Genomic DNA, 23923 nt, shown 5'->3' with positions numbered 1-23923 from the left:
CCTGGGGCCCATCGTCGTTTCCGGGCCGGATGGACCGGAACCGGTGTGTGCGATTGTTACAGGAGAGGTTTCACGTGGAACGGCGCGACGAGGTGGCGGGGAAGTCCGCCGACGACGAGGCGAGTGTGGACGCGCTGCCCCCCGCTCCCCCGGTCGCGCAGGAGGTCTTCGGCGATCGGCTCGCGCTCGCTGAAGAGTACGCCGGCGTGCTCGCGACCGACGGCGTGGTCCGCGGACTGATCGGCCCGCGCGAGGTGCCGCGGCTCTGGGAGCGGCACGTGCTGAACTGCGCCGTGCTCGGCGAGCTCCTCGAGGCCGGCGAGACCCTCGTCGATATCGGGAGCGGCGCCGGCCTGCCCGGCGTGCCGGTGGCGATCGCCCGGCCGGACGTCGAGGTGATCCTCGTCGAACCGTTGTTGCGTCGCGCCGTCTTCCTCGAGGAGTTCTGCGGACCGCGGCTACCGAACGTGCGGGTCGTCCGCGGGCGGGCCGAGGAGCGCGCGGTCGTGGATGCGGTGGGCGGTGCCGACGCAGTGACGTCGCGCGCGGTATCCGGCTTCCCCAAGCTCGCCCCATGGTCCGCTCCCCTGCTCCGCGACGGCGGCCGGCTGCTCGCGCTCAAGGGGTCGCGCGCAGCGGAGGAGATCGAGGAGCACGGCGCGATCCTGACCAAGGCGGGCCTGCGCGATCCGGAGGTCGTCCTGTGCGGCGTCGGGATCGTCGATCCGGCTACCACCGTGGTGCGCGCCGTTCGTCGGGCGCCGGCGACGAAGAAGCGAGCGAAGGCTCGCCGCTAGTCCACAAACGGACATTTACGGCATGATGTCGATGCACCCATCCACCCACGGGTTGTTTCGACACGTGACATAGAGAAGCTTGCGCTTGCTTCACGACGGCGCTCCCGGCTCCCACTCTGGTACGAGCGTCCCGAAAATCTGAGGCTCACGACGCCGGCGGCCGACCGTCGAGGGCGTCCCTCGCAGAGCTCCGTCCCGCGGGCCGGTCGGTGGTAGGTCCGCGCGAGGTCGCTCCGGAATCCCTGAAACTCTCCGCGCCACTCCGGCGCCGCGGCATCGGCGTGCCGGGGCCGGGCGTGGGGCCCGGGCCGGATGCCGTGCCGCGGGAGGGGCGGCGGCGGTCGGAGATCGAGCGCGGGCCGATCGGTTCCTCCGCATCCGGCCGACACCTCCCCGCCGCCTCGACGGTATGCCGCCCGTCGACAGCGGAGAGCTGGAGTCCTCCTTCCTGGTATCGCACGGGGCGTGCCGCGACTGTGCGTGGGTTGGCGGGGGGGGGTGCGCAGTCGTCGCACAGCCGGCGGCGCAGGTTCGGCGCGCCGTGCCCCGCGAGCCCGATGGGCGAGGTGCGTGCCCCCTGGGGAGACCGGCTCGGGATGGAGGGGAGGCTCGCCGCGGAGCGTGGGCCGGAGACGTGGCGCGCGACGGCGCGGGGTCGTCGCACGGCGGATCCCGCGGCCGACGGATCGGGCCACGGCGCCGGGGTCGGCCACTCCCCCGCTGTCGACGGAGGCGACCAGTGCCGTGCTCGTCGCCGATGAACGGGTGGGTGTTGGAGAGGCGGTGCGTCTGACGCGGCGGCGGGGAGTTCGCAAGCGCGTCCGCGACCGGCGACCCCCGCGCAGGACGAGGGACACCGACTCGGCCGTGCGCGCAATCGAGGGCGCGGTGCTCGACGGAGGAGCCGGTGGCCGGCGCTCGCAGATCGTTGGCGGAGAGGCCCGCGGGCGGCCGGTGCGCCGACGTGACTGACTCGGGGTTCACCCGTGTTTCACGTGGAACGGAGACGTCGGCGCGGCGAGCTGCGGAGGCGCGCGTCCGGGCGACCGTGCAACGCGGGTGCCGGCGGGGTGGCACGGTGCACGCGGAGACCAATGACCCTCGGCGGGACGTGACCTTGAGAGAGCGTGAGCGCACGACGCAGCCAGCAGTGGTGCGGAGTGATGCGCGACATCGGGCGGCGGGGTGGTGTCGCGGCGCGTCCGGGGCTGCGCCGGGGAGCTGATTCGGGCGCGGGACGACGGGAACACCCCGCCCCGCGCACGGCGGGAGGAGCGACCGGGCGCGTGTTTCACGGGAAACCAGCCCGAACCGCGCCGAGGGGCGCGGGCTTCACGCGCCGCCCGAGACGCCGCGATCATCGAGCGGTGGATGACACGCGGCAGGCGCGTGCACCGGAGGCGGCTCGACACCCGGCGGACCGTCCGCCGGCCGACGCACGAACGTCGACCGCCGACGGACCAGTAGGTCGCGGATCAGGTATGTGCCAGACCCGGCGCGGCGGTGCACCGCGCGGTGGTCCGGTGTGCGCGCCCGCGGCGGTGCGGTCGTGGGCGGGCCGGGAGGAGACTGCAGTGTCCGCGCGCGGGAACGTCGGTCTCCGCGTCGACGGATCGGGTGCGCGACGGGTCGACTGCGGAGACGGACCGCAGCGCGCGTCGCGGGTGTTCGCGGTGCGGACGTACGGGCGAGCTCGATCTGCGCGACAGGGACGGGCGCCCGCGGGGATGGCGACGGTGCTGTGACGGCCGGCCGTCCGCCCGCGCGATGGGCGCGTGGTTTCACGTGGAACACCCCGGCGCGGGCGCTGTCGGAGGGAGCGACTGGCGACGCCGCCTCGCGTCAGATCCGACCGCGCGATCCGACCGCGCGATCTGGCGGAGCGGCCGCGGAACGTGTGCCGCGCGCTGAGGACGACGAGTGCCGCGGACGACGAGTGGCGAACGGTGAACGGCGGACGGGAGCGACCTACGTGCGACCGGGGGCCGGGTGCGTTCAGAAGCCGCCGGGTGATCCTCGCGCAGGAGGGCGGTGTTTGTATGGCGGCGGGCGTGGTGCTCACGCCGGGCCGCGGACCATCGGCCGCCGTCGTGTGCGTCGGGGCGTGGTGACCACTCCCGGGTCGGGACCGCACGCGTCGCGCGCGTGCGGAGTCCACTTCCCCGCGCCGGGGCCCCGCGAGCGGCCACACGGACGCGCCCGGCGCGTGCCCCGGATCCCGCCCCGCCGGCGTCGAGCCGCACCCCGTTCAGACCGGGACGGCAGCGCACCGTCGGCGGGGCGACGTGCGCCGACGGCACGCGGAGGTTTCACGGGAAACACCGTGCCCAGTCGTCGGACGACGGCGGTCGCGGAGGCCGGGCTGACGCACCCCGACGGAGAAACTAGGATGGGGTCAACAGCTGAGGAGAGCGCGTGACTGATCACGAATCCGGCTTCGACGTTTCACGTGGAACCACTGAAGACGACACCCCCATCGCCGCGGCCGCTCGCCGCGCCAGCCAGGTCCTGACGCCCGGGGCGGCGGGTACCCTGCCCAAGCCTCTCGAGCGCCGCGTCCTGACGATCGCGAACCAGAAGGGCGGCGTCGGTAAGACGACCACGGCGGTGAACCTCGCGGCGGCGCTCGCGCTGCAGGGGCTGCGCGTGCTCGTCGTCGACCTCGACCCGCAGGGCAACGCGAGCACGGCGCTCGGCGTCGACCATCGCTCCGGCGTCCCGTCGACCTACGAGCTCCTCCTCGGCGAGACGACGTTGGAGGAAGCGATGGCACAGAGCCCGCACTCCCCCAACCTCTACTGCGTGCCCGCGACGATCGACCTCGCCGGCGCCGAGATCGAGCTCGTCAGCATGGTGGCGCGCGAGACCCGCCTGAAGAACGCGCTCGGCAGTCCCGCGGCCGAGGGCATCGACTACATCTTCATCGACTGCCCGCCGTCGCTGGGGCTGCTCACGGTCAACGCGCTCGTCGCGGCCAAGGAAGTCCTCATCCCCATCCAGTGCGAGTACTACGCCCTCGAGGGCGTGGGCCAGCTCCTCCGCAACATCGAGCTCGTGCAGTCGCACCTGAACAAGGACCTCCACGTGTCCACCGTGCTCCTCACGATGTACGACGCGCGGACCAAGCTCGCCGACCAGGTGGCCGCGGAGGTCCGCAATCACTTCGGCGACCGGGTTCTCGGCGCGACCATCCCGCGGAGCGTCAAGGTCTCCGAGGCGCCGGGCTACGGCACCACGGTCCTCGACTACGACCCGGGCTCCCGCGGCGCGATGAGCTATCTCGATGCGGGCCGCGAGCTCGCCTTCCGCGGCGCCGGGCAGGCGGTGTAGTCATGGCCGGGCAGAAGAAGGGCGGCCTCGGCCGCGGTCTCGCCGCACTCATCCCCACCGGACCGGAGGAGGGTCCGCGGCTCGGCAACGCCGCTGCCGACGTCATCATCGGTGCCCGGCCGGCGACCCCGGCCGCGGACGGCCCGCGGGAGCGCACCGCGCCCGCCGCCCGGCCCGAGGCGGCGAAGGACGAGGCGGCACCGTCGGACCTCGCGGAGTCCGGCGCCGTGTACCGGGAGATCGCCCCCGCGGCGATCCAGCCGAACCCGCAGCAGCCGCGCACCGTCTTCGACGAGGAGGGGCTCGCGGAGCTCGTCCATTCGATCCGCGAGTTCGGGCTCATGCAGCCCATCGTGGTGCGACCGCTCCCCCGGCCGCAGGGCGACGTGCGCTACCAGCTCGTCATGGGCGAGCGTCGGTGGCGCGCCAGCCAGGAGGCCGGCCTCACCGCGATCCCCGCGATCGTGCGCGAGACCGCCGACGGCGACATGCTCCGCGACGCCCTCCTCGAGAACATCCACCGGGTGCAGCTCAATCCCCTCGAGGAGGCGGCCGCCTACGCCCAGTTGCTCGAGGAGTTCGGCGTCACCCACGATGAGCTCGCCTCGCGGCTCGGGCGCTCGCGTCCCGTCGTCACCAACACGATCCGGCTGCTGCGGCTGCCCGTCGCCGTGCAGCGCCGGGTCGCCGCCGGGGTGCTCTCCGCCGGGCACGCGCGGGCGCTCCTCGCGCTGGAGGCCGGCGCCGAGGCGCAGGACGCCCTGGCCGCCCGCATCGTGGCGGAGGGCCTGTCGGTCCGCGCCACCGAGGAGGCGGTCACCCTCGCCAACCGCGGCGACGGCACCGTCGTGCCCGCGGCGCCCAAGCGCCCGCAGGCGGCCGACCCGGGCCTGCGCGAGGTGGCCGACCGGATCGCCGATCGGCTCGACACGAAGGTCACGGTGTCGATGGGCAAGCGGAAGGGCAGGATCGTCGTGGAGGTCGGCTCCGCCGACGACCTCGAACGCATCGTCGCCCTGCTCGCCGAGAAGTGACCCGGCATGGCCCTGACGATCGTCCCCCTCACCCTGGGCGGCTTCGACGACCTGCCGCGGCACATCCGCCGCTGCGTCTACTGGGAGGTCGCCCCGGACGGTGAGACCCTCACCGACACCGAGTTCGACAAAGAGGCCTGGCTGTCGATGCTCATGCTGGAGTGGGGCTCGTGCGGGCAGGTCGCGATCGATCACGCCGCCGACGGCACCGAGCGCGTCGTGGGCGTCGCCTTCTACGCGCCGCCCCGCAGCGTTCCGCGGGTCGCCGAGTTCCCCACCGCCCCCGTCAGTCCCGACGCGGTGCTGCTCACCTGGGTGGGATCCGAACCCGGCATGGACGTGCTCGTCAAGGAGGAGCTGGTGACCGCCGTCTGCACGGACCTGGTGCGTCGCGGCGTCCGCGCGGTGGAGGCCTTCGCGCTGCTCACCCCCGTCGGAATGCTGACGGAAGATGTTGTCGCACAACTGGATTGCGGCCCGTGCGGGTGCAAGACCCCGCCCCTGACCGATGCCGACTTCCTGGAGCAGTTGGGCTTCGAGACCGTCGCTCCGCACCACCGCTTCCCGCGGCTGCGCCTCGAACTGTCCGAGGGACTGGGGTGGAAGGCGGGCGTCGAGCACGCCCTCGAGCAGCTCCTCGCGGCGGGCGCCGCCGAAGCGGCCCTCAGGACCGCGCTGGAGGGCACGGGGGACGCCGCGGCACCCGTGGGGAGGGCCGGGGAGCGCTGACGCCGTACGGGGCCGCTGAGGCCCCGATGGTGCGCTCCCCCGCCGCTGGGAGGCCGACAGTCAGGCCCGGTTCTCGGCGCTCTCCTCGAGCTCGAGCAGCTCGGCGAAGGTGTAGGTGCCGGTGGGGCGGTCGTTCTCGCCCAGCAGGTACAGGCGCTTGACCGCGACCAGGATCGCCTCGGCGATGGTGTCGCGCATCTGCGGAGACGCCAGGACCGCCGCGTCGTGCGGGTTGGTGGTGTAGCCGATGTCGATCTGCACCGTGGGCATCCGCGTCAGGCGCACGATGTCCCAGGTGCGCCCGTGGTAGTGGCAGTCGGTGAGCGGCGTCCGCGCGACGATCTCGCGCTGGATGAAGCCGGCCAGGTTGCGGCCGATGTTGGAACTGGCGCCGTGCGTGTTGCCGAAGTGGAACGAGGCCACGCCGTGCGCGCGGTCGTTGCGGTAGTGCGCCGTGCGCAGCGCGATCATCATGTCGGCGTCGAAGGTGTTCGCCGTGTACGCGCGGGTGCTGTCGTCGGCGTCCATGCCGCGCGGGCGCGACAGGTACGTCTCCATGCCGGCGGCGGCCATGCGGCCCTCGAGCCGCGAGCCGAGGTCCCAGAGGATCTCCTCCTCCGTGATCGGCCGGCCGTCGGGCCCGCGCACCGCGACGCCGCGGTCCGGGCCGCCCAGGCCCGGGTCGATCACGATGCGCTTGCCCGAGAGGCGCGGGCCGGAGCTGCGCACGTGCTCCTCCTCGCGGATCGCGTGCGGCGAGCCGCCCGTCACGCGGGAGCCCAGGAAGGTGAGCGAGCGCAGCGTGGCCGGGCCGCAGATGCCGTCGGCGACGAGGCCGAACTCGCGCTGGTAGGCCGAGAGGCCCAGGTGCGTCTGCGGGCCGAAGAGGCCGTCGATCATGCCGGCGTAGAAGCCGAGGTTCTGCAGGCGGGCCTGCAGGGCCGCCACGTCGTCGCCCGACGGGGGCGCCGAGGCGATGTAGCTCAGCGTGCGCGCGCCCAGCTGGTAGGTGGACTCGCGGAGCGCCCGGTACGTGGCGGGACCGACGACACCGTCGACCAGGAGACCGCGCTGCTGCTGGAAGGCGCGCGTGGCGCGGTCCAGGCGGCGGTCGAAGACGGCCTCGGGAACGGTCCACCCGCCGACCACCAGGTCGGTGGGGGCCACGTAGTCCCGGAGGAAGCCCTGGTCGGCGAGGATGCCGCGGATCTCCGCCACGGCGCCACCGTGATCACCGAGGCTGATGCGTGGCATGGAGGACCCTTCGGTAGCTTCCTGCGGGCGGGCGGCCCGCAGGACGGGAAATCGAGTACACGATACGGCCTCGGGGCCCTCCGACCCAACGCGGCGGCGCGTCACACCAGGCCGTCGAGCTCCTTGAGGATCGCCGACTTGCTCTTCGCGCCCACCAGCTTGGCGGTCGGCTTCCCGCCCTGGAACAGCATCAGCGTGGGGATGCTGAGCACCTGGTAGTCGCGCGGCGCGCCGGGGTTCTGGTCGACCTCGATCTTCGCGAAGGTCACCTTGTCGCCGTGCTCGGCGGCCAGCTGCTCGAGCACGGGCGCGACCACCTTGCACGGGCCGCACCAGGTGGCCCAGAAGTCGACGAGGACGGGCTTCTCGGACTGCAGGACCTGCTCGATGAAGGTGTCGTCGGTGAGGGTGACGATCTCGGCCATGGCGGTACTCCTCGGTGCGGTTCTTCGGGGGAACGGGACTATTGGGCGACGGCGGCTTCGCGGTGGTGCGCGAGCCAGCGCTCGGCGTCGATGGCGGCGGAACAACCGCTGCCGGCGGCCGTGATCGCCTGGCGGTAGGTGTGGTCGACGAGGTCGCCCGCGGCGAAGACGCCGGGCACGCCGGTCGCGGTGCTCCGGCCCTCGACCTGCACGTACCCCTCGTCGTCGACGGTGACCTGGCCGGCCACGAGGCCGGAGCGGGGGTCGTGGCCGATCGCCACGAACAGGCCCGTCACTTCGAGGGTCTCGACGGCGCCGGTCACGGTGTTCTCGACGAGCAGCGACTCGACGGACTTCTCGCCCTGCACCGCGTTGACCTTGGCGTCGGTGAGGAAGCGGATCTTCTCGTTGTCGCGGGCGCGGTCGAGCATGATCTTCGACGCACGGAAGTTCTCGCTGCGGTGGATCAGCGTGACCGACTTGGCGAACTTGGTGAGGAAGATCGCCTCCTCCATCGCCGAATCGCCGCCGCCGACCACGGCGATGTCCTGGTCGCGGAAGAAGAAGCCGTCGCAGGTGGCGCAGGCGCTGACGCCGCGGCCGAGCAGGGCCTCCTCGCCGGGGATGCCGAGGTAGCGGGCGGCGGCGCCCATCGCGAGGATCACGGCGCGGGCGCGGTAGGTGCCCTCGGCCGTGACGACCTCCTTGATCTCGCCGTCGAGCTGCACGGACTCCACGTCCTCCATGCGCAGATCGGCGCCGAAGCGGATGGCCTGCTCGCGCATCTCGTCCATGAGCTGCGGGCCCATGATGCCCTCGCGGAAGCCGGGGTAGTTCTCGACCTCGGTGGTGGTCATCAGCGCGCCGCCGAAGTTGGTGCCCTCGAACAGGATGGTGGTCAGCTCGGCGCGGCCGGCGTAGACGCCCGCCGTGTATCCGGCCGGACCCGATCCGATGATGATCACGTCCGCGATATCGGTGCCCGCTGCAGTCATTACCCACCCAACCTGTTGAAGAAGCGCCCGGTCGTCCCGGGCCGACATGTGTGCCAACGGCGCCGGACCCGACAATGTTCCCGCGCCGCCGTCTCCCAGGTTACGGCGTGCCCGCCCGCCCGGCCGCGTCGCCGGTGAGGACGCGGTCGACGAGCACCGACGAGGCCTCGCCCCGTGCGCACGACGGGGTCACGGCGAGTAGCCGCAGGTCGCCGAGCCGGCCACCGGGCAGGAGCAGCACCGTCGCGCGACCGTCCGGCACGTGGACGGGCCCCGCGCCGAGCAGCGTCCGTTGCCGGGCGGGTACGGACGCCGCGTCCAGGCAGCGCGTGAGCGCCGCCCCGTCGGCGAAGGGTCCGCGGTCGCCGCCCGGCGTCGCCGCCGCGAGGAGCACGCCGGACTCCGGCTCCGCCGGCGCCTCCCGCACGGTGCTCAGCGCGACGGTGACCGCCAGGACGCCGACGGCCGCCGCCGCTGCCACGAGCGAGTACCGCAGTCGGCGGCGGGGTGGGACGGGCGGCGGCGCGGCACGGATCGCGGCCGCGATCCGGCGGTCCCCGAGCGCGGAGTCGGCGGAGAAGCCCTCCGGAGCCGACCAGTGCGCGAAGGTGCGGTCGCGGTACTCCGCCAGCGCCGCGTCGAGCCGCGCCTCCTGCGCGCGGCTCAGCGGCCGATCGTCGTCCTCGCCGTCCGCCGGCTGCACTGCCCTGCCCATCCGAAACCTCCTCTCATGAATTGGACGCACCAGCCCGCCGATCGGTTCCCGACGATTTCAATATTCGTTGTGCGGATTGCGAAAGACCCGCGCGTGAACGGCGGGAACGGGCCGATCAGCGCAGCAGACGCTCGAGCCGGACGCGGGCCCGAGCCCGGCGGCTCTTGACGGTCCCCGGCGCGACCCCGAGCTGCTCCGCGGCCTGCGTCACCGACAGGCCGTACATGTCCACGGCGACCACCGCGGCCCGCTGATCCTCCGGCAGCATCCGCAGCGCGGCCTCGATCGAGAGGCGGCGATCGAGCTCCTCCGCGCCCCGACCCTCGTCGGAGGCGAGGCCGCTCAGGTCGTCGGGCATCGGGAGCGACGTGCGCACCTGGTTGCGGCGCGCCCGGTCCAGGCATGCGTTGACCACGATGCGGTGCAGCCAGCTCCCCACCTTGCAGTCCCCGCGGAAGGTGGGCGAGAGCTGGAAGGCGCGCAGCATCGCGTCCTGCAGGCAGTCCTCGGCGTCGGTGTAGTCGCGGATGGTGCGCAGTGCCGTCGCGCGCAGCTGGCGGGCGTGGCGCTCGAAGAGCTCGGCGAACGCGTCGCCGTCGCCATGTGCGGCGTCCGCCAGGAGCCGTTCGTCGGAGACGTGGTCGCGCGCGCCCGCCGGCGGACGTGCGGCGCCGTCCTCCACATCGGTCACCGGATCCCCCGACCCGGCCGACCGCGAGATGGTGTTCCCCCACTCGGTCATGCACGGGATCGTAGAGGTGGCCGATACCGTTTCGAGACCATTTCTTTGCTATTCAATCTTCGACACGGAAAAGCCCGTCGGATTTGCGATAGCGCACGGGCTCGCGGAATCGCTGTGAGCGGTATTACACTCGCGTACAGGCCAGGTGGCGCACCCGTCGCTGTGGATTCTCCATTTCACTGCGCGAGCTATCAGGAGGCCTCTCATGGTCGATTCGTCACGTCCGTCCGCTCCCCTGCCGTCCGCCGGGACCCGTCCCGACGGTGCCGGCCCCCTCGGGGCCCTGCCCGACGGTGCCACGGTCGCCGATTCCGGTGTCGCGGACGCGGCCGTCGCCCGCGCGCAGCGCTGGCTGCGCACCAGCCGGGGGCCGCGCCCCGCCGAGGTCGGGCGCCGGGAGGCCGCCGCCACCTCCAGTCTCGCCGCGCTGCTCCACGATCCGAGCGGCGTCGCGTTCACCATGGGCTTCGTCGACCAGGTGGCGCGGCCCGAGGACGACCGAGTGGCGGCGAAGGCGCTGCGGCGCCTCGTCTCCCCCGCCGCCGGCGGCGCACCCGGTCGCGCCTTCATGAGCCCCGTCGACGCGGCGCTGCTCCGCGCCGGCACCGTCGCCGCGGGGATCGCACCGTCGATCGCGATGCCCGTCGCGCGACTGCGGCTGCGGCAGCTGGTGGGCCACTTGGTCTTCGACGCCGACGGCGACCACCTGCAGCGCCGCCTGAAGCGCGCCCGCGAGACGGGCGTGCGGCTCAACCTCAACCTGCTCGGCGAGGCCGTGCTCGGGCAGGGCGAAGCCGACAACCGCCTCGCCCGCACCCACGAGCTGCTGGCGGACCCGTCCGTGGACTACGTCTCCATCAAGGTCTCCTCCGTGGTCGCCCAGCTCGTCCCCTGGGACCTCGAGGGCAACCGTGACCGCATCGTCGAGCGGCTCCGCCCCCTGTACCGGACGGCCCGCGACGGCGGGAAGTTCGTCAACCTCGACATGGAGGAGTACAAGGACCTCCACCTGACGATCGAGGTGTTCACCGCGCTCCTCGACGAACCCGAATTCCGGTCCCTCACCGCCGGAATCGTGCTCCAGGCCTACCTCCCGGACTCGATGGGCGCCCTCGCCCGGCTCACCGACTTCGCCCGCCGCCGCGTCGCCGCGGGCGGCGCCCCGATCAAGGTGCGGCTCGTCAAGGGAGCCAACCTCGCGATGGAGCGGGTGGACGCCGAGGTGCACGACTGGCCGCTCGCCACGTACGGCAGCAAGGCCGACGTCGACGCCAACTACCTGCGCATGGTGGACACCGCGCTGCGCCCCGAGAACGCCGATGCCCTGCGCATCGGCGTCGCCTCCCAGAACCTCTTCTCCGTCGCCTACGCCGTGGAACTCGCGGCGCAGCGGGATGTGCAGCGCCAGTTGGACATCGAGATGCTGCAGGGAATGGCGCCCATGGAGGCCGCGGCCGTCCGGGAGGACGTCGGCTCCCTCATCCTCTACACCCCCGTCGTGCACTCCGGTGACTTCGACGTGGCCGTCAGCTACCTCGTGCGCCGCCTCGAGGAGAACGCCTCCAGCGACAACTTCCTGTACTCCATGTTCAGCCCCGATACCGGCGCGATCGCGGTGGAGGAGGAGCGCTTCCGCACCGCCTTCGCCCGACGCAACGCCGTGCAGGACGGCCCGAACCGCGTGCAGGACCGCGCCGCCGAGACCCCGCTCCCGCACGACGGGCCCTTCACCGGCGAACCCGACACCGACCCCTCCACCCCCGCGAACCGCGCGTGGGCGCGCACCGCCCTCGCGACGCCCGACACCGTCGTACCGCCTGCGCGGGTCACGGATCCGGCTTCCGTCGACGGTGCCGTCGCCACCGCGCTGACGGCGCAGCGGGCGTGGGCCGCGCTGCCCGCGGCCGAGCGGGCGGCGCTGCTGCACCACGTCGCGGACGAGCTGGCCCGGCGCCGCGGCGCGCTGCTCACGGTCATGTCCTACGAGGCCGGCAAGACCGTCGCCGAGGCGGACCCGGAGATCTCCGAGGCCATCGACTTCGCGCGCTACTACGCGCAGAGCGCCCTGGACCTGCGTGACGACGAGGCGGCCTTCACCCCGCACCGGCTCGTCGTGGTGACGCCGCCGTGGAACTTCCCCGTCGCGATCCCCCTCGGCGGCGTGCTGGCGGCGCTCGCGGCCGGCGCCGCGGTGATCATCAAGCCCGCGCCGCAGGTGATCCGTTGCGGCACAGCGGCGATCGACGCCCTGCACGCCGCGGGCGTGCCCGCCGGCCTCGTGCAGCTCGTCAACGCCGACGAGGCCGACGCGGGCCGCCGCCTGGTGACCCACCCGGACGCCGACGCGGTCGTCCTCACCGGTGCGAGCGAGACCGCGGCCCTGTTCCGCGGCTGGCGGCCCGAGCTCGACCTGCTCGCCGAGACCTCGGGCAAGAACGCGATGGTCGTGACCCCGGCGGCGGACCCCGACCTCGCGGTGAACGACCTGGTGCGCAGCGCCTTCGGGCACGCGGGGCAGAAGTGCTCGGCCGCGTCGCTGGCGATCCTCGTCGGCAGCGTCGGCTCCTCGCAGCGGTTCCTCGGGCAGCTGGAGGACGCCGCGCGCACCCTCGTCGTGGGCGAGGGGCACGACCTCGGCACCACCGTGGGCCCGCTCATCGAACCCGCCGCCGGCAAACTGCTGCGCGGCCTCACCGAGCCCGGCCCGGGCGAGCGCTGGCTCGTCGAACCGCGCCGGCTCGACGAGGCCGGACGGTTCTGGTCGCCCGGCGTCCTCGACGGGGTCGCGGAGGGCAGCTGGTTCCACACCACCGAGCTCTTCGGCCCGGTGCTCGGTATCATGCGCGCCGCGACCCTCGACGAGGCGCTGCGCCTGCAGAACTCGACCGGCTACGGCCTCACCGCCGGGCTGCACAGCCTCGACCCGGACGAGATCGACCACTGGCGCGAGAAGGTGGAGGCGGGCAACCTCTACATCAACCGGCACATGACCGGCGCCATCGTGCAGCGGCAGTCCTTCGGCGGCTGGAAGCGCTCCTCGATCGGCCCCGGCGCCAAGGCCGGCGGCCCGAACTACGTCGCCCAGTTCGGCCGGTGGGCGGACAGCGCCGTGCCGGCGGCGCCCGAGGTGGCGCCCACCGTGTTCAGCGAGCGGATCATCGCCGCCGCGCGGGACCTGACCGACGAGGACGTGCGCTGGCTGCACGCCGCCGCGGCGTCCGACGGCCGCGCCTGGGACGCCGAGTTCGGCGTCGAGCACGACCCGACCGGCCTGGCGAGTGAGACCAACGTCTTCCGGTACCGCCCGCTCCCCCACCTGGAGGTGCGCGTCGGCGCCGGGGCGCGCCCGCGGGACCTGGTGCGCCTGCAGCTGGCCGCGGCCCGCACCGGCACCCGCCTCGACGTCACCGTGAGCCCCGAGGCCCCGTCGATGCCCTTCGAGGCACCCGTGCACACCGCGGGGGACTACGCCGACGGCCTCGCGGGTCGCGCCGAGCCCGTCCGGATCCGGGTGCTGGGCGATCCCGAGCCGGAGGTCGCGGCCGCCGCCGCGCGGCACGGCCACAGCGTGCTCCGCGGGCCGGTGCTGCTCTCGGGCCGCCGGGAGCTGCTCAGTGTGCTGCGCGAGCAGGCCGTGAGCACCACCCGCCACCGGTACGGCCACCTCGCCGGCGGGACGGGCCACTAGGCCCCGGCCGCCGGGCGGCGCTCACGCCGGCCACACCCCCGAACTGCCCCGGCGGTGGCTGTCCACGAGATGGTCGTCGACGATGCCGACGGCCTGCATCAGCGCGTACATGGTGGTGGGACCCACGAACCGGAAGCCCCGGCGGCGCAGCTCCTTCGAGAGCGCCACCGACTCCGGTGACGTGGCGGCCACCTCCGCCATCGTGCGCGGAGCGGGGGTGCGGTCGGGCCGGAAGGACCACACCAGCTCGACCAGCCCGCCGTCCTCCCGCAGGTCGATCACGGCGCGGGCGTTGCCGATCGTGGCCTCGATCTTCTGCCGGTTCCGGATGATCCCCGCGTCGGCCATCAGCCGTTCGACGTCCCCCTCGTCGAAGGCCGCCACCGCGTCGGGGTCGAAGTCCGCGAAGCCCGCGCGGAACGCCGGGCGCTTGCGCAGCACCGTCGCCCACGACAGGCCCGCCTGGAAACCTTCCAGGGCGATCCGCTCGAACAGCCCGCGTTCGTCGCGGATCGGCATGCCCCACTCGGTGTCGTAGTACTCGCGCAGCAGCCCGTCGGCCGCCCAGGCCGGGCGGGCGAGGCCGTCCTCGCCGACCACCACGCCGTCGTTCGGTTCCGTCATCTCGTTCCCCCTCGATCGAGAGCGCCCGGCGGGCGCCGTTCTCGCACGGTAGAGCACGGCACCGACAAGTCCGCGATAAGCGCCGCTTCAGCGGGTCCGGGCAGGATCCGGGCATGTCCGAGCGTGCCGAACCCCTCCGGGTGATCCGCGCCCGCTGGTGCCTGCTCGCGGCGGCGCAGCCCGTGCTCGCCGCCGCTGGCGCGCCGCTGCCCTTCCGCGTCAGCGTCGACGGCGGGGAGCGGGGCGTGGCCCGCTACGACGCCTCGTCGACGGCGGGCGCGACCCTCGCCTGGTTCGGGCCCGACCGGGCCGTCCTCTCCTGCGGCGACCTCGGCTGGCGCGTGCCCGGTGCCCCCGGCCCCGCCGAGCGGGCCGAGCGGGGGCCGTCGTGGCTCGAGCACGCGACGGCGCTCGATCACCGGATCAGCGCCGGGCGGTACGCCTGGACCGGGATCTGGGACGACGGCGGATTCGCCGCCCCCGACGACCCGCTGCCCGGCGCGCCGCTCCCCCCGGTGTTCCGTTCGGCGGACGTCGCGGCGGCACTCGGCGCGCGACTGACGGACGGTGCGGGGCTGCATCATCTGGTCCGGATGTGCGAGTACGAATGGCTGGACGCCGCGTCCTGGTGGGGCGCCCTCGGCGGACTCGCACCCGAGCGGGTGATGGACGAATCCTGGTCCCGGCTCAGGGATCACGGGCTGACCCAGTGGACGGGTGACGGGCCGAGGTACGACGGGGTGCCCGGGCGCACCCCCGATCAGGCGCGGGCCGCCGCCGCGGACCACGCGCGCGCACGCGGGCTGCAGATCCCCGAGGAGGTGCGGGTGGAGGCGGCACTGCGCACCGGAACGGGTTGGCGCGTAAGGATTCTCGACTACCGGGACGTGGGAACGGTCCGGCCGCTGGTGATCTCGGTTCCCGACGACGGGCCGGCGTGGATCGAGGGCGCCGCCGAGGAGGCCGACGGCGTCAGGAGCCCTGGAACGACACCTGGTTGATGGTGGTGTACCAGTCGTTGCCGGACTGCTTGGTGAGCCCGGTGATCCAGACCAGCACGTAGCGGGCGCGCGGCGCCACCGAACTCACGTGGAAGTCGTTGGAGCCCGGGCGCAGCGAGCCGGACCAGACCAGGGAGGTCTCGTCCAGCGTCTTGACGGTGTCCTTCGTGGAGGTGCGCACCTCCACCGTGGTGCCCGCGCTGGGCGAGACGATGGTGCCGCGGGTCAGCGAGACGGCCTTGTCCAGCGTCACCAGGAAGCCGACGCCCTTCTTGAGGTTGCCGAACGCCGGACCGGCCTTGTAGGTGTCGGTCTTCCACGGGGGATTCTTGCCGGTCAGCACGTTCGCCAGGTTCGCGGCCGAGTCCTTGGACGAGGCGAAATCCACGAGCGCGACGTCGGTCGACTTCACCGGGACGCCGACCCCCGGAGCCGGTGCGGGCGCGGCACTCTCGCCCGCCGTCGCGCTCGAGGTGTACAGCGAGCCGACCCCCGACTGGGTGTCCTTGCCGCCGGTGAGGCTGCTGATCAGCAGCGTGAGCCCGATGATGACGAGCAGCGCCACGGCGCACGCCGCGATCACCAGCAGTGGCACGTTCTTCTTGCCGCCCGAGACGCGCTGTAGCAGCGTCTGCTTCGACTGGATCCGCTTGGCCGGCGTGGGCTGCTGGTCCAGCGGCACCGCGGGCTGCGCGGGGCGCGCGGCGGAGGCCGGAGCGGCCGGAGCGGAGCGCGGTGCCTCCCGCGGGGTCTCCTCCCGCACGGGCGCGAGCAGATCCGTCTTGACGTCCACCACGGAGGCCTGGTCCAGCAGCTGCTGCACCGTGGCCGCGGTGCGGATGCCCTGGCCGCCCTCGAGCGTGCGGGTCGCGACCGCCGAGATCTCGAACGGGATGTCGCGCTTGGCGTCCCGCGGCTCCACGGGGTTGCCGTTCGCGTCGGCGTCCGCCTGCTGGATGCCGGCGACGGTCCCCGTGCCGGTGGTCACGATGCGGCCCGTCGCGTCGTCCAGCGGCCACCGCTCCAGCAGCAGCGCGTAGAGCACGGCGCCCAGGCCGCGCACGTCCGACTCCTTCGAGGCGTCCGCGAGGGTGCCGGGGAAGGCCAGATAGGCGTGCCCGTCCTGCGAGATGCGCACGCGGTCCGGGTGGTCGATCGACAGCGCGGCACCGGCGCGGTGCGCGCCCTCCGCCGCGCCCGCGAGGGCGCGGACGGCCTTCGCCGCGCCGATCGCCGACGGGTGCGTGCCCGCCACGTCGGCCAGCGAGCTGCTGGGGATCCACTCGGCCACCACGATGCCGCCGGAGCTGCCGCGCACCACGTCGAGCACGCGGGCCAGGCCGTTGGAGTGCACGCGACCCAGGCGCAGGGTGCGGGAGAGGATGGACTGCGGGCCCTCGCCGCGCAGGCTGATCTGTGCGCCGCGCTCGGGGACGGGCGCGGTCTGCTCGGAGTCGACGAAGGTCAGCGCCACGTCGCGGTCGAGGTTGATGTCGCGCGCCTGCCAGAACTGGAGACCGCGGATGCCGCCGAAGTGCTCGATGAGGCGGTACCGGCCGCCCGCGACGACCGCACCGGGGATGAGCTCGGGACCGCGCGGGGCGTCGTCGTCCCACGCGGCGGGATCTGCGGACTCGGGTGCCGCCGGGAGGCCCGCCTGCGCGGGGGGCTGGGACGGCAGTCGCATCTGACCGGTGCTGGGTGCCTCGTGGCCGGACATGCGTGCGGAGTCGTCCTCGGTCACTGCGAATGCTCCTCTTCTGCGGTATCGAAGGCCCGTGGTCGGTTGTTCTGCGCTCGCCCGCGGACGCCGGGGAACATGGCTTTGACCAGCATACGGGAGGCCGATGTCGTCGGCGATCCGCGGCAGCTGGGCGGTGATCTCCTCGCGCCGGAGGCTCGCGTAGGCCTCCAGCTCGTCGAGCCGCAGTTCCCGGGTGTCCGGGGCGCGGGACGCCGCGCGCTCCGGCTCCGGCGGTGCGCTCGGCCGCAGGGCCGGGACGAACCGCGCCGCGATGCGCCGCAGGGGTGCCAGGATCGCCAGCACGTCCGGTACCCGCCACAGGGCGAGCAGCGCGTAGATCAACGTCATGCAGAGGGTGCCTGCGATTGCAAGGTACAGGAGCGCGCCGGCGGGTCCGCTGCGATCGATCGCCTTGAGCACGTCGAGCCGCATGATCAGATAGATCGTCACAGTGACCAGCACGGAGACGGTCGTGGTCTGGACCAGCGTGCGGGCGACGTTCGTCAGGTGCAGCGGGCCGAGGGTCCGGCGCAGGAGATACCACCCCATGATCGCGCCGGCCGTGTAGGCCAGGCCGCGAGCGGTACCGACGAACTCGACGATCCGATGGTCGTCGTCCACGAAGACCGGCACCAAGTACGACAGCACGATCTGCACGGCGACGATCGCGATCACGATCCCGGTCGGGATCCAGGCGCGCTCCTGGGCGTAGAAGACCCGCAGGTGGATGAGCACCATCGCGTAGGGGACCAGCACGAACGCCGAGAAGGAGATCGCGGTGCCCAGGAAGTTGGCGTCGTCCTGGGAGAACTGGCCGAAGTTGAACAGTGCGCGGCCGATGGACGGGCCGAAGACCGTCATGAACGCCACGATCGGGATCAACGCCACCATCGTGAGGCGCGTCGCCACGGAGAGGTCGTCGAGGACCGCGTTGCGGTTGCCCTCGGCCGCGTTGCGAGACAGGCGCGGCATCACCGCGGTCAGCAGGGCGACACCGATGACGCCGTACGGCAGCTGGAGCACCATCCACGCGTACTGGTAGATCGCCGGTCCGCCGTCGGAGGCGTGGGAGAGGATCGGGGTGACGGCGTACCAGCCGGCTTGCGAGATGAAGACGTAGGTGACGATGGCGATGCCCATGGTGCCGAAGTGCTTGAGCCGGCTGTCGACGCCCCAGCGCAGGCGCAGTTTGATCCCGGAGCGGCGCATGGCGGGAATCTGGATCAGTGCTTGGAGCACCACACCCAGGGTGCTGCCGATGCCCAGGACGAGGAGCTTCGGCTGCCCCATCGCGGTCGGGTTCAGCGTCAGCTCGCCGGGCATGAGGTAGAAGGTCACCAGCGTCGCGATCTGCACGGTGTTGCAGGCGACCGGTGCCCACGCACCGGGTTTGAACTCGTCGCGTGTGTTGAGCATCGCTGTGAACAGCGCGGAGAGCCCGTAGAACATCAGCTGTGGCAGGAACATGATGACGAGCGCCTGCGTCAGGCCCTCGTCGACCTTGGAGCCGCCGACGAGCAACCCCACCAGCACCGGGGACAGCGCCAGCGAGACGACCAGGGCGACGCCCAGGATGGTCAGCGAGAGGGTGAAGAGGCGCTCGAAGAACGCCTGGCCGCGGTCCTTGTCCTCCATCTCGGCCCGGACCAGCACGGGGATCACCAGCGCGGTGAGGACCTGGCCGAGGACGAGCTCGGAGACCTGTTGCGGCATCGCGTTGGCGATGCTGAACGCGGACGCGACGGCCGGCCCGAGGATGGCCGCGAGCAGCACGGTGCGCAGGAAGCCGGTGACGCGCGAGGTGAGCGTGGCGACGGCGACCGAGCCGGTGGAACGGAGCAGGCTGGCGGTGCCGCCGCCGTCCTTCCCGCCGGCGGCGGGACTGCTGCTCGGCGGGATGTGCCGGGGCTCGGCGCGGCTCATGTGTCCTTCGGTTCCGGGTTCTCGTGTGTAGCGGTCGGTCGATGTGCAGCGTAACTGTTCGCGATCCGCTTCTCGTGCTCGTCCGCGGGCGGACGGTCCGCGTCCGCCGGGTCGGGACGGCCGCGGAACCGGCGCCACAGCCGCCGCCCCGCGAGCAGGACCAGCAGGGTTCCCACACCGCACGTGATCCAGAACAGCGATTTGCCGTACGCATTGGAGTGCACGGAGACGGAGATGGGATCGCCCAGCGGCATGCTGCTGCTCGACCGCAGCGTCAGCTGCACGGAGATCTGCCGCGAGTAGTCGACGGTCGTCGGCAGTTCGATCTGCCGCGTGCCGCGGGCGGGCAGCTCCTGCACCTCGGAGGCGTCGATCGTCACGCCCTGCGGGGCGGACCAGTCGATCACGGTGCGGATGGGCAGCGGCAGGTCGTTGCGCGCGACGATGAGCAGCGGCGACTTGTCGGAGGCCAGGGTGTATGCGCCGCCGGGACTGACGAAGCGCACCGAGGCGAGCTGCGCCGACATCGACGCCCGCGCGGCGGTCAGCCGGATCGAGGCGTCACCGTCGACCGCCTGCCGCGACGGCGACCAGCGCAACGCCCGCACCGCGTCCTCCCGCAGCGGCGAGGTGTACATGCGGGGCGTGAGCGGCGTCTTCGGCAGCGGGAGCAGGGAGGCGCCGAGCTGGTCGACCTGCCGCACGTGCGCGACCGCCGCGGTGACGATCCGGTCCGGGACGCGCGAGGCCGTCGTCTCCGCCGGCTGCCGCAGCGCCCACGGGGCGGCGTTGCGCGCGGGATCCCGGCCCGTCGCCTGGGCGGAGGCGACCACATCGCGGAACGTGCGCGGCCCGGCGAGACCGGCCCCGAACTGGGCGGAGACGGCGTCGAGGACGGCGCGGGCGTCGTCGGGGCCCGCCGCCCACACCTGGGGCGGCACGATCAGCGTGGACCGGCCGGTCACCCGCGCGACGGGGTCGGTGGCGGTGCTCGCCGCCCACCCGTCGGGCGGGGCGTAGCGCTGGGTCGGGTCGAGCGCGGCCGCGGTCACGGCGCCGACCGCGGCCTGCCGGCGCATGGCCGCCGATTCCTCGGACATGGTGAAGGTCGACGAGGCGGGCACGGTGCCCGTGGGCCCGGGCGCGACGCCGGCCTCGGCACCGTCGGAGGTCTTCCCCAGCGCGGCGAGCGCCGCGGAGACGCTCGGGTCGAAGACGGCCGCGCCGATGCCCTGGCCCACCGGGACGATGCCCGACGGGGTGCCGGCGCCGCGGTCGGGGGCTCGTACCGCGGTAGCGGACACGACGGTGGCGGCGACGTCGGAGGCCCGGAGCTGCCGGGCACCGTCGGACAGGAGCACCCCGGAGGCCGGGATCGCGACGCCCCGCACCGACTGCACGCCGAGGATGGAGTCGATGACGTCGGACGGGGTGTCGAGCGCGGCGCGCTGCAGCGAGGGCTCCGCGGAGCGGCCGAGCGCCTCGAGGTCCACCTGACCGAAGGGGAGCGCGACCACGCAGGAGTCGGCGGCCACGCGCCGCAGCTTCTCCAGCCAGGCGCTCGCCTCGTCGCTGCCGGTGCCGGCCGAGGTGGGGCCGCGCGGGTCGGCGGGGTTGCGGGAGACGCGGTACGGCGCGGTCATCGCCTGGACGGTGACCAGCAGGTCCGGGTCGATCGCGAGGCACGCCGCCGTCCGCAGCGCGGTGCGCCGCGGGTCGGGGCCGCGGGTCGCGTCCTCGTAGGCCGACAGCAGGCCGTCGAGCCGGCCGCCCTCGCCGAGCGACCCCGCGAGGGCGTCGTCCACCAGCCGGACCGGGGTGTCGCCGCCGCCGGGGACGCCGCCCGCGAGCTTCGGATTGTCGGCCAGCGGCCACAGCATCGTGATCTGCGCGGGCGAGGTCGTGACGGCCTTGTCGACGCCGCCGGGCGTGTCGGCGCTCCCGTCGGGCAGGCCGAGCACGGGCAGCAGGGTCCGCGAGTCGTCGAGGCGGGCGGCGCCGCCGTACGCGGGCTTGCCGTTGAGATTGAGCAGCAGTGGGTAGACGCCGGGCCGGTCGATGCCGAGGGTGGCGCCGCGCGTCGTGGGCGAGGGCCGCACCGGGATCGCGACGCTGAAGGAGGTCCGCTCCCCCGGCTTGAGCACCTTCGAGACCGGCTCGAACCGCCCGAGCGTGTCGTAGACGTTGTTGTCGGCCACCAGATCGGAGCGCAGCTGCGCGGAGGTCGACACCGCCGGCGCCCGCTGGATCCGCAGGTCCAGGTCACTCACGTCGCGGTCGCCGAAGTTCTCGACGGTGCCGCGCACCACCACCTCGTTCGGGGAGGTGTCGGTGATCCGCGAGGTGACCTCGTCGACGTTGATCCGCACGAACTGCGCGTCCGGGAGGCCGGCCCCGCTGGGCGCGGGCAGGCCGGTGATCGCGATCAGGAGCGTCAGCACGCACAGGAGGCGGGCCGACCGGGTCACGTCTGACCGCTCCCGCCGCCACCGCCGCGGCGACCGCGGGAGCGCCTTCCGCCGCGCCGGCGGCGGGGCTTCGGCGGATCGTTGCGGACGGCGTTGCGCTCGGCCGCGGCGCGCTCGTACGCCGTGGGCTCGCTGCGCGGTGCGGCGGCCAACCGGGTGGCCAGCTCGTCCGGGTCGGCGGTCAGGTCGTCGATGACGGTGCGCGCGGTGGCGACGAGCTTGCGCTCGTCGGAGTAGGTGAGCCGGGTCGGGAGCTCGGCCAGCGGCACCCACGCCACCTCGGAGACCTCGTAGTCCTCGGTCGAGAGGTCGCCGCTCTGCCAGGACAGGAGGAAGTGGTGCACCGTCTTGTGCACGCGGCGGCCCTCGACGGCGAACCAGTAGTCGATCTTGCCGATCGGTGCGAGGACGGAGCCGGTGAGACCGGTCTCCTCCGCGACCTCGCGGATCGCGGTGAGCTCGGCGGTCTCGCCCTCCTCGATGTGCCCCTTCGGCAGCGACCAGAGGGTGCGGCCGCGGCGGTCGACGCGGCCGATGAGTGCGGCCCGCAGCTCGTCGGCACCGTCGAGCCCGGACACGACGAGGCCGCCGGCGGAGGTCTCGCGCACCGTCCGGATGCGCGGGTCGGGGCGGGCGCGCCCGGGAACGGGGCGCTTGGCCTTGGAGGTGGGGGTGCCCTGCTTGCGGGCGGGNTNNTCGCGGCCGGGGCGGGCTCCGACGGTGCGCCGTCGACGTCCGGTTTCGCCTGCTGTTCGGTGACGGCGGAGAGTTGGCCGCGCCCGCGTCCGCGGCCCCCGCGCCGGCGTCGGCGGCGCGGCCGGGAGGGCGTTCCGCCTGCGGAGTCGCCGACGGGGCCCGGGCGCTGCGGGCGGCCCGAGGAGTCGGCGGATTCGGCGGAGGTCACCCCCCGATGCTACTGGCCGGTTGCGCTCCCATACGCCACCGTCGCGTTTTCCCCCCGGCAGTAGACTGGTCGGTCGTGACCGAAAGCTCTCCCGCCGGCCCGGCGGACGCGCGTGCCGAACGCCGGACCCGACTGCTGGCGGCGGCACAGATCTCGCTGCGCGGATTGTCCGACGTCCTGGCCCCGCTGGGCGCCCGGTTCGCCGACGCGGGCCACGAGCTGTACCTCGTGGGCGGCTCCGTCCGCGACGCGCTGCTCGGCCGGCTGACGAGCGACCTGGACTTCACCACCGACGCGCGGCCCGAGCAGGTGCAGGACCTGCTGCGCGGCTGGGCCGATGCGATGTGGGACACGGGCATCGAGTTCGGCACCGTGAGCGCCGCGTTCGCCGATCAGCTGATCGAGATCACTACCTACCGCGCCGAGGCCTACGACCGGGTCACCCGCAACCCCGTCGTGAAGTTCGGCGAGAACCTGCACGACGACCTGGTGCGCCGCGACTTCACCATCAACGCGATGGCCGTGCGCATCGGCCGCGACGGCGCCGAGGACTTCCAGGACCCGCTGAACGGCCTCGACGCGCTGCTCGCGGGCGAGATCGACACGCCCGCGACGCCCGAGGAGTCCTTCTCCGACGACCCGCTGCGCATGCTCCGCGCCGCCCGCTTCGTCTCCCAGCTGGGCTTCACCGTCGCCGACCGGGTGCAGCGGGCGATGACCGACATGGCGCCCGAGCTCGACCGGATCACCGCCGAGCGGGTCCGGGCCGAGCTCGACAAGCTGATCCTGGGCGAGCACCCCGTCGACGGGATCGTGCTGCTGGTCGACACCGGGCTCGCCGAGCGCGTGATCCCGGAGATCCCCGGCATGAAGCTCGCGATCGACGAGCACCACCAGCACAAGGACGTCTTCTGGCACTCGATGACCGTGCTGCAGCAGGCCATCGACCTCGAGGAATCCGACCCCGACCTCATCCTGCGCTGGGCGGCGCTGCTGCACGACATCGGCAAGCCCGACACCCGCCGGCACGAGCCGAACGGCGGCGTCTCCTTCCACCACCACGAGGTGGTCGGCGCGAAGATGGTCCGCAGGCGCATGCGGGCGCTCGCCTACCCGAAGGCCGTGACCGAGGACGTCGCGCAGCTGGTGTTCCTGCACCTGCGTTTCCACGGCTACGGCGACGGCCAGTGGACCGATTCCGCCGTCCGCCGCTACGTCACCGACGCCGGGCCGCTGCTCCCCCGCCTGCACAAGCTGGTCCGCGCGGACTGCACCACGCGGAACAAGCGCCGCGCCGCGCGGCTGCAGGCCACCTACGACGGGCTCGAGCGGCGCATCGAGGCGATCGCCGCGAAGGAGGACCTCGCGCGCGTCCGGCCCGACCTCGACGGCAACGCGATCATGGAACTGCTCGGGCTGCCGCCCGGCCCGGATGTCGGCGCGGCGTGGAAGTTCCTCAAGGAGCTGCGCCTGGACCGCGGCCCCCTGGACCGCGACGAGGCCGAGGCCGAGCTGAAGAAGTGGTGGGCCGAGCGCCAGGGCTCCTAGCG

The 23923-nt window shown here is 73.3% G+C and carries 16 protein-coding genes; 7 read left to right on the top strand and 9 right to left on the bottom strand.

Features of this window, described 5'->3' with window-relative positions:
• The first annotated feature begins 29 nt into the window (after positions 1 to 29).
• The 4 genes from rsmG to ACM9LD_RS15720 all read left to right on the top strand — a co-directional run bounded on the left by rsmG (position 30) and on the right by ACM9LD_RS15720 (position 5890).
• The gene (rsmG, locus tag ACM9LD_RS15735) at positions 30 to 797 is read left to right on the top strand and encodes a 16S rRNA (guanine(527)-N(7))-methyltransferase RsmG (RefSeq protein ID WP_415677541.1); all 768 of its coding nucleotides are present in this window, start codon (positions 30 to 32) and stop codon (positions 795 to 797) included.
• A 2415-nt stretch (positions 798 to 3212) separates the two neighbouring features.
• On the top strand, positions 3213 to 4127 hold the full coding sequence (locus ACM9LD_RS15730) for a ParA family protein (RefSeq protein WP_415677540.1): 915 nt from the start codon (positions 3213 to 3215) through the stop codon (positions 4125 to 4127).
• Positions 4128 to 4129: 2 nt separating this feature from the next.
• Positions 4130 to 5161 (top strand): ParB/RepB/Spo0J family partition protein, encoded by a 1032-nt coding sequence (locus tag ACM9LD_RS15725; protein ID WP_415677539.1) that lies wholly within the window; start codon positions 4130 to 4132, stop codon positions 5159 to 5161.
• Between the two features lie 6 nt (positions 5162 to 5167).
• Positions 5168 to 5890: an acetyltransferase gene (locus ACM9LD_RS15720; protein ID WP_415677538.1), complete on the top strand. Its 723-nt coding sequence runs from the start codon at positions 5168 to 5170 to the stop codon at positions 5888 to 5890.
• A gap of 60 nt (positions 5891 to 5950) precedes the next feature.
• On the opposite strand, the gene ACM9LD_RS15715 is transcribed toward ACM9LD_RS15720, so the two are convergent.
• The 5 genes from ACM9LD_RS15715 to sigM form a co-directional block, all read right to left on the bottom strand.
• Positions 5951 to 7144, bottom strand: coding sequence for an N-acetylmuramoyl-L-alanine amidase (locus ACM9LD_RS15715; RefSeq protein WP_415677537.1), 1194 nt, complete (start codon positions 7142 to 7144; stop codon positions 5951 to 5953).
• 101 nt (positions 7145 to 7245) lie between these two features.
• Complete coding sequence (gene trxA / locus ACM9LD_RS15710; RefSeq protein WP_415677536.1) at positions 7246 to 7569, bottom strand: thioredoxin; 324 nt, start codon at positions 7567 to 7569, stop codon at positions 7246 to 7248.
• A gap of 38 nt (positions 7570 to 7607) precedes the next feature.
• Positions 7608 to 8564, bottom strand: coding sequence for a thioredoxin-disulfide reductase (gene trxB, locus ACM9LD_RS15705; RefSeq protein ID WP_415677535.1), 957 nt, complete (start codon positions 8562 to 8564; stop codon positions 7608 to 7610).
• 100 nt (positions 8565 to 8664) lie between these two features.
• Complete coding sequence (locus tag ACM9LD_RS15700) at positions 8665 to 9279, bottom strand: hypothetical protein (protein ID WP_415677534.1); 615 nt, start codon at positions 9277 to 9279, stop codon at positions 8665 to 8667.
• A 115-nt stretch (positions 9280 to 9394) separates the two neighbouring features.
• Entirely contained in the window at positions 9395 to 10021 is a 627-nt protein-coding gene (gene sigM / locus ACM9LD_RS15695) for an RNA polymerase sigma factor SigM (RefSeq protein WP_415677533.1), read from the bottom strand.
• 205 nt (positions 10022 to 10226) lie between these two features.
• Here sigM and ACM9LD_RS15690 point away from each other — a divergent pair, with 205 nt between their 5' ends.
• Positions 10227 to 13709: a proline dehydrogenase family protein gene (locus tag ACM9LD_RS15690; RefSeq protein WP_415677532.1), complete on the top strand. Its 3483-nt coding sequence runs from the start codon at positions 10227 to 10229 to the stop codon at positions 13707 to 13709.
• A gap of 21 nt (positions 13710 to 13730) precedes the next feature.
• Here the strand turns inward: ACM9LD_RS15690 and ACM9LD_RS15685 are convergent, their stop codons facing one another.
• Positions 13731 to 14333, bottom strand: a complete 603-nt coding sequence (locus tag ACM9LD_RS15685; RefSeq protein ID WP_415677531.1) for a DNA-3-methyladenine glycosylase I — start codon at positions 14331 to 14333, stop codon at positions 13731 to 13733.
• A gap of 113 nt (positions 14334 to 14446) precedes the next feature.
• Between ACM9LD_RS15685 and ACM9LD_RS15680 the strand changes: the two genes are divergently transcribed.
• The gene (locus ACM9LD_RS15680; RefSeq protein ID WP_415677530.1) at positions 14447 to 15334 is read left to right on the top strand and encodes a hypothetical protein; all 888 of its coding nucleotides are present in this window, start codon (positions 14447 to 14449) and stop codon (positions 15332 to 15334) included.
• Here ACM9LD_RS15680 and ACM9LD_RS15675 read toward each other — a convergent pair.
• The 3 genes from ACM9LD_RS15675 to ACM9LD_RS15665 are packed head-to-tail and all read right to left on the bottom strand — an operon-like array spanning position 15306 to position 22047.
• Positions 15306 to 19001, bottom strand: a complete 3696-nt coding sequence (locus ACM9LD_RS15675; RefSeq protein WP_415677529.1) for a murein biosynthesis integral membrane protein MurJ — start codon at positions 18999 to 19001, stop codon at positions 15306 to 15308. The two genes, ACM9LD_RS15680 and ACM9LD_RS15675, sit on opposite strands and share 29 nt — an antisense overlap.
• Entirely contained in the window at positions 18998 to 21469 is a 2472-nt protein-coding gene (locus tag ACM9LD_RS15670; protein ID WP_415677528.1) for a glycoprotein, read from the bottom strand. Before ACM9LD_RS15670 ends, ACM9LD_RS15675 begins: the two co-directional genes overlap by 4 nt.
• Positions 21466 to 22047 (bottom strand): NUDIX hydrolase, encoded by a 582-nt coding sequence (locus ACM9LD_RS15665; protein WP_415677562.1) that lies wholly within the window; start codon positions 22045 to 22047, stop codon positions 21466 to 21468. Before ACM9LD_RS15665 ends, ACM9LD_RS15670 begins: the two co-directional genes overlap by 4 nt.
• A 401-nt stretch (positions 22048 to 22448) precedes the next feature.
• Here ACM9LD_RS15665 and ACM9LD_RS15660 point away from each other — a divergent pair, with 401 nt between their 5' ends.
• Complete coding sequence (locus tag ACM9LD_RS15660) at positions 22449 to 23921, top strand: CCA tRNA nucleotidyltransferase (RefSeq protein ID WP_415677527.1); 1473 nt, start codon at positions 22449 to 22451, stop codon at positions 23919 to 23921.
• Positions 23922 to 23923: the final 2 nt, after the last annotated feature.

The sequence above is a fragment of the Tsukamurella hominis genome (genome assembly GCF_965137015.1).
Classification (GTDB): Bacteria; Actinomycetota; Actinomycetes; order Mycobacteriales; family Mycobacteriaceae; genus Tsukamurella; species Tsukamurella hominis.
This window is presented reverse-complemented; position numbering and strand designations above follow the sequence as displayed.